General features: G+C 52.4%; 2 protein-coding genes. Both read right to left on the bottom strand.

Annotation, left to right across the window (positions count from 1 at the left end; translation table 11 throughout):
* A partial coding sequence (locus tag L693_RS0123315; protein WP_025720403.1) for an AMP-binding protein occupies positions 1-1,437 on the bottom strand: 1,437 nt, incomplete at its 3' end.
* Between the two features lie 165 nt (positions 1,438-1,602).
* Positions 1,603-5,965 (bottom strand): non-ribosomal peptide synthetase (locus tag L693_RS0123310; protein WP_025720401.1); only part of this gene is annotated, 4,363 nt, incomplete at its 5' end.

The raw sequence follows: 5,965 nt of genomic DNA, 5'->3' as shown, positions 1-5,965 counted from the left end.
CCCTTTGGGCTGTCCAGTAGTTCCCGAAGTGTACATAATGTAGGCCAAGCGATCAGCAGCGGTCGACTTCGTTTGTTCTCCAGCTGCGTAAGCCTGCTGCATCTGTTCTGCTTGTTCTGATTGCATAGTTGTTGTAGAAGCAAGCTCAGGACTGGCGGAAATGGAATAAAGCGGATTTAAGCAATCCACATATCCCGTGTCAATCGTGCCAGTATACGTCCCGTGATCATTCGGCCAAACAGGATTGCAACGATCAGCATCATCCGTTCCATAGACTGCGGAATCGCTCAGGTCGAGGACAGTCCCTGTAAAATCAGCGGGTCTATGCTCCATTCGCTGTACCAGCAGTACGCTTGCGCCGGAATCCTCCAGCAAATAGCGCACGCGCTCATCCGGGTAATCGGAGTCAATCGGCACATAAGCTCCGCCTGCTTTGAGAATGGCGAGCATACCGACGATCATCTCCATCGAGCGTTCAGCCACAATACCGACAGTCTGCTCAGTGCAGATCCCTTGCTTACGCAATGTATGAGCCAGACGGTTGGCCTTTTTATTCAATTCTCCATAGGTCAGGCTGTCTTTTCCAAACACAACCGCTACTTGCTGCGGTGCTTGCTTCACCTGTTCCTCGAACAATTCATGTATGGACGCATGACGCGGATAATCCACAGCAGTATCGTTGAAGGTATGAACCAGTTGCTCCACTTCTTGCTCTGACAGCACTTGGGCTGTGAAAATTTCCAGCTCCGGCTGATGCAAAACAACGCTGTACAACCGTAACAGCTGCTCAACAAAGCGTTCAATTGTCGTCTCGTTATAACGGTCGCTACTGTAATTCACGTTCAGGGAAACGGCTGCATTTTCCCATTGAAATTGAAAATCCAGCTCTGAGTGTACGTGATTCAAAAAATCAGGAATATGGATATTTTGCAAGGATGCCGTGGTGTGAATAAGAGGCTTTTCATCCTCGTTACGTGGAATTTCAAGTAATTCCGAATAGTTCCAAAAAGGAATATTTTGATGCTCAATAGCTTCGCTGACAGAGGTTTTGATTTGAGACAGCAAGGCTTTGAAGGTTGTGGTGGAGTCCAGCGCGTTTTTCAATAAGAGCAGGTGGTTGATCGGCTTTGTAGCACCGCTGCCAGACTTGGCTACCGGAATGCCCAGCAGCACACGTTCCTCACCTGTGTATTTATGTAATAGGCTCTCTACTCCAGCAAGCAGAACCATAAACACTGCCCATGGAGCGCCACCTGTTATAGACGATATTCGCCCTGAAATTTCAGTTGAAAATGTGCACGTAAACGTATGGAAATTTGAACTCGTTGCAGCTGTATCCCTGGATACATGATTGGTGTATGGCAGGCAGATGATATGATCCTCAGATTCCAGCTTATGGCTCCAGTAAGTTTTTTCCTTCTCAAATAAAGCTTTCAATGACATCCCTCCTGCTTCATGGGGTCTATGCCCCGGTTGGAATGGTGCGTTGTATGTGGATGAGCGTTGTGCTGAAAAAAATATACTTTGCAGGCAAGGGCAGTCGGACAAGCCGCCGCCCTCTGCACCCGCAAAGTGAATCATTGCATTTTTTAGAAAACTGATTTAGAAAACAAAGTCGATGGAATCCGGTGAGAAGCCTTCCGGCTTTTCGTCGGAGGTCACCTGAATATCGCTTAACAGCAAATCCGGATCGGCCCCAACCTGTGACAGAATCGCCATAAAATCTCCGGTTAATCGTTCAATCGCGTCTGCCGCAAACAGCTTCGTGCAATATTCAAAGGAACCTTTGATTGCCCCGTCTTCATCACTCATCGACAAGGTCAAATCAAATTTGGAAATGCTGTGCTCCTGAACATAAGGACTGAAGGACAGGGTCTCAAGCTTCGCTTCCTGCGACTCCGTATTTTGCAGTACAAACATGGTGTCAAACAACGGATTACGGCTTGCATCCCGTGCTACATCGAGCTTTTCCACCAGCTCTTCAAGTGGATAATCCTGATGCTCAAAGGCTTGCAGCGTACGATCTCTGGTTTCCAGCAAGTAGCTGTGGAATGTTTGGTTGCCCTTCGGCTGATGCCGGATGGCAAGCGTATTGACGAACATCCCGATCAGTGGCTCCAGCTCAGGCAACATGCGGCCTGCTACCGGAGTACCAATAATCAAATCGTCCTGACCGCTGTATTTGGACAGCAGAACGGTGTAGGCGCTCAAAAGTACCATGTACAGCGTACTTCCGGTCTGTGCCACAATTCGGTGCAGTTGCTCGGATACATTCGGGTCAACTGTAAATTCATACAGCGCACCCTCAAAGCTGCGAACAGCAGGTCTTGGATAAGCAATCGGCAGATCCAGTACCGGTAATTCTCCGGCCAAATGCTCCAGCCAGAAGTGTTCCCGGCGTTGATAGGACTCACGCTGCATTTCCTGCTGCTGCCACACGGCATAGTCCTTGTACTGGATTTGCAACGGCTCCAATTCCTGTCCCTCGTACAGCTGTACCAGCTCCTGCACGATATTGTTAGACGATACACCATCCGAAATAATATGGTGCATGTCGTACATTAAAAGGTGGCGCTCTGGTCCGGTTTGAATAAGACGGACGCGCAACAGCGGTGCCTGTCCAAGATCAAAGCTGCGAACAAATGACTCGATATACGCTTCGGCTTCAGACTCACTGACCTGCAGACGCTCTACCGCAAACTCAACCTGATCGTAAACCCGCTGAACGACCGCGCCTTCCACCATTTCAAAGGAAGTCCGCAACGTTTCATGGCGGGCCATTAACTGACGGAACGCATCCTCCAGTCGATCTGCCTGGAGCGGTCCTTCCACCGTCAACACACCCGGCATGTTGTAGCTGACATCCCCACCTTCCAGATGGCTCAAGATGTAAAGTCGTTTTTGAGCCGAGGAAACCGGATAGTACGCCTGTTTCGCCGCCGCAGGGATCACCTTATAAGTGTCTGTGCCGTGCGTAGCTATGAGCCGGGCTTGCTGCTCAATCGTAAAGTGCTGGAACACCTCACGCAGTGTAATTCGGCTGTCAAGCTCCTGATGGATTTTGGCTACAAGCGTCGTCGCCCGCAAGGAGTGTCCACCAATATCGAAGAATGAGTCGGTAACTCCTACGCTGGACAGCTTCAATACATCCTGCCAGATTTGGGCTAGCTTGGCTTCCAGCGGCGTCCGCGGCGCAACATACTCCAGACCTCCTTCGAGGCGTGCTTCCGGCGCAGGCAAAGCCTTGCGGTCGATTTTCCCGCTCGGGGTCAGTTGGAAACGATCCAGTTGTACGACATACGTCGGGATCATGTAATCCGGCAGCTTCGGCTGCAGCGCGGTGCGCAGCTCCGGCAGACTCAGCGATGCTGTGGCTACGATGTAGGCACACAGGTCCTTATGTCCGTCTTCGTTTTCCCATGCCGTGACCACAGCTTTCTGAATGCCGTCCACGGTCAGCAGCTGTGCTTCCACCTCGCCCAGCTCGATTCGATACCCGCGGATTTTCACCTGGTGGTCGATCCGGCCCAAATACTCGATACTGCCATCCGGCAACCACCGTGCCAGGTCGCCTGTCCGGTACATTCGGTTGCTGTGAGTGTTGTGAGCATCTGGAGCCTGTTCAGCTTCCACTACGGCTGAGGCAAACGGATTCGGGATGAACTTTTCTGCCGTCAGCTCAGGCAGGTTCAGGTATCCTCGGCCTACACCTGCTCCCCCGATATAGAGCTCACCCGCGATACCAATCGGCACCAGCTGTTGTCTTGTGTTCAAGATGTACACAGACTGGTTCGCTATCGGCGTTCCGATGGATACTGTGTGCTCCCCTTTTTCCAGCAGTACGTTGAGAGCTTCCACATCTTCAATCGTATAAGCGGTCGCATCTACCGTCGTTTCGGTTGGACCATACACGTTGGTAATGACCGGGCGGTACCCGGACCACTTGTGCAGGAACACGTTTACCAGTTGTACAGGCAACGCTTCGCCACCGATCAAATAGTGCTTCACTCCCGGCGCATCCGTCACGCTGACGCTTTCGTTCAAAATATGCAAATGCGCAGGTGTGCCGTCCGACAGGTCGATCCGGTGCGTGCGGTAGTAGGCGATCAAATGTTCCCCGCTCAGGCTGACGTCACGGGATACCACATGCAGGGTGTGGCCTAACAGCAAGCTGGCAAAGATTTGTTTTACCGAAGCATCAAATACAAACGCCGACAGCCATGCAACGTGAAGCGGCTGCTCATACCGGCTGTATACCCGCTCGAATAAAGCATCCACCAGATTGCTGACACTGCCCTGCTCGATCATGACCCCTTTCGGCTGGCCGGTTGTGCCTGACGTGTAAATCATATAGGCCAGGTTATGCGGGCCGGAGACAGGGATCAGGTTACTTGAATCCTGTGCGTTCAGCTGAGCCTGAATGTCCTCCTCATCAAGGACTACGGTCCGTACTGTGGATGGCAAGCTGAGCGAGAGATTGGCTACTTTACTTGTAATCACGACCGTTGCTCCGCTGTCTTGGAGCATGTAGTCAATCCGTTCCTGTGGATACATGGTATCCATCGGCACATACGCGCCTCCGGCCTTAAGTACCCCCAGAATGCTCACCAGGATATCTGCAGAACGTTCCAGCAAAATACCTACCGGCTGATCGGCTTCGACTCCTTCCGCCTGCAACACACGGGCCAATCGGTTCGCCTGTTCATTTAGCTCGGCGAAGGTCAAGGCCGTATCCTCGCATACCACCGCTATCCGCTCAGGACTGCGCTTCGCCTGATTTTCGAACCGTTCGCTCAGCGAACGACCTTGTTCCTGTTCATATCCGGCTCCATGCATACTATGTGCCTGCGGATCGTTGAACACACTCAGAATCTGTTCGCTTTCTTTCGCCGTAATCAGTTCGATTTCTCCCAGCTTCACATCCGGGTTCACTGCCACGGCTTCGGCCAAGCGAATGAAGTGGCGTGTCATCCGTTCCACAGTTTCGCGTTCGTACAATGCAGTCGCATACTGCAATCCGAACTGGATGTCCGCCTCTTCCTCTCGGGCTTCCAGTGTCAAATCAAACTTGGCTGGCGTTTGCTCCAAGCCGTATGGACGGAAGCTCAGGTCTGCCAGCTGCAGTTCGCCTTCCTCGGTGGTTTGCAGCGTAAACATCGTATCGAACAGCGGATGACGGCTCATATCCCGCTTCACATTCAGCTTTTCCACCAGTTCCTCAAATGGATAGTCCTGATGTTCGTAGGCTTGCAGGGCACGAACTTTTACTTCTTCCACGTAGCTGCGGAAGGTATGCTCTGCCGTCGGATAGTTTCGCAATGCCAACGTGCCGACGAACATTCCGAGGATCGGCTCCAGATCTGCATGTGGTCGTCCTGCAATCGGCGTGCCGACTACAATGTCCTCTTGTCCGCTGTATTGGTGCAAGAGTGCGGTGTACGCCGCCAGCAGCACCATATACAGGGTAGAGCCTGTGTGCGCCGCCAGTTCTTTCAGGCGTTCGCTAACTTCACGCTCCAATCCGAACACGACCGTATCCCCTGCCGTACTTCGTACCGCTGGACGGGCAAAGTCTGTAGGAAGATCCAGTACAGGCAGTTCACCCCGGAAGGTGTCGAGCCAGTACGCTTCCTGACGCTGCATCCACTCCTGATGGGCTTCGCCTTGCTGCCATACCGCGTAATCCTTGTACTGAATCCGCAATGGCGATAGCTCTTCACCGTCATATAAGCGAACAAATTCATCGGTCAGTACCCCCATGGACACACCATCCGAGACGATATGATGCATGTCGAGCATGAGCAAATGCCGTGGTTCTTGCTCTACTCCTTGTACGCCCAGGTCCACCAAGCCTACCCGCAGCAGCGGTGCAGCTTGCAGATCGAACGGACGGACAAAGCGCCGTACCAGCTCTTGCGTTTCCTTGCTGACCATCGTGTCCTTACCCGTATCCGTAGTCGCACCC

Source organism: Paenibacillus sp. 1-18 (assembly GCF_000520755.1).
Classification (GTDB): domain Bacteria; phylum Bacillota; class Bacilli; order Paenibacillales; family Paenibacillaceae; genus Paenibacillus; species Paenibacillus brasilensis.
This window is presented reverse-complemented; position numbering and strand designations above follow the sequence as displayed.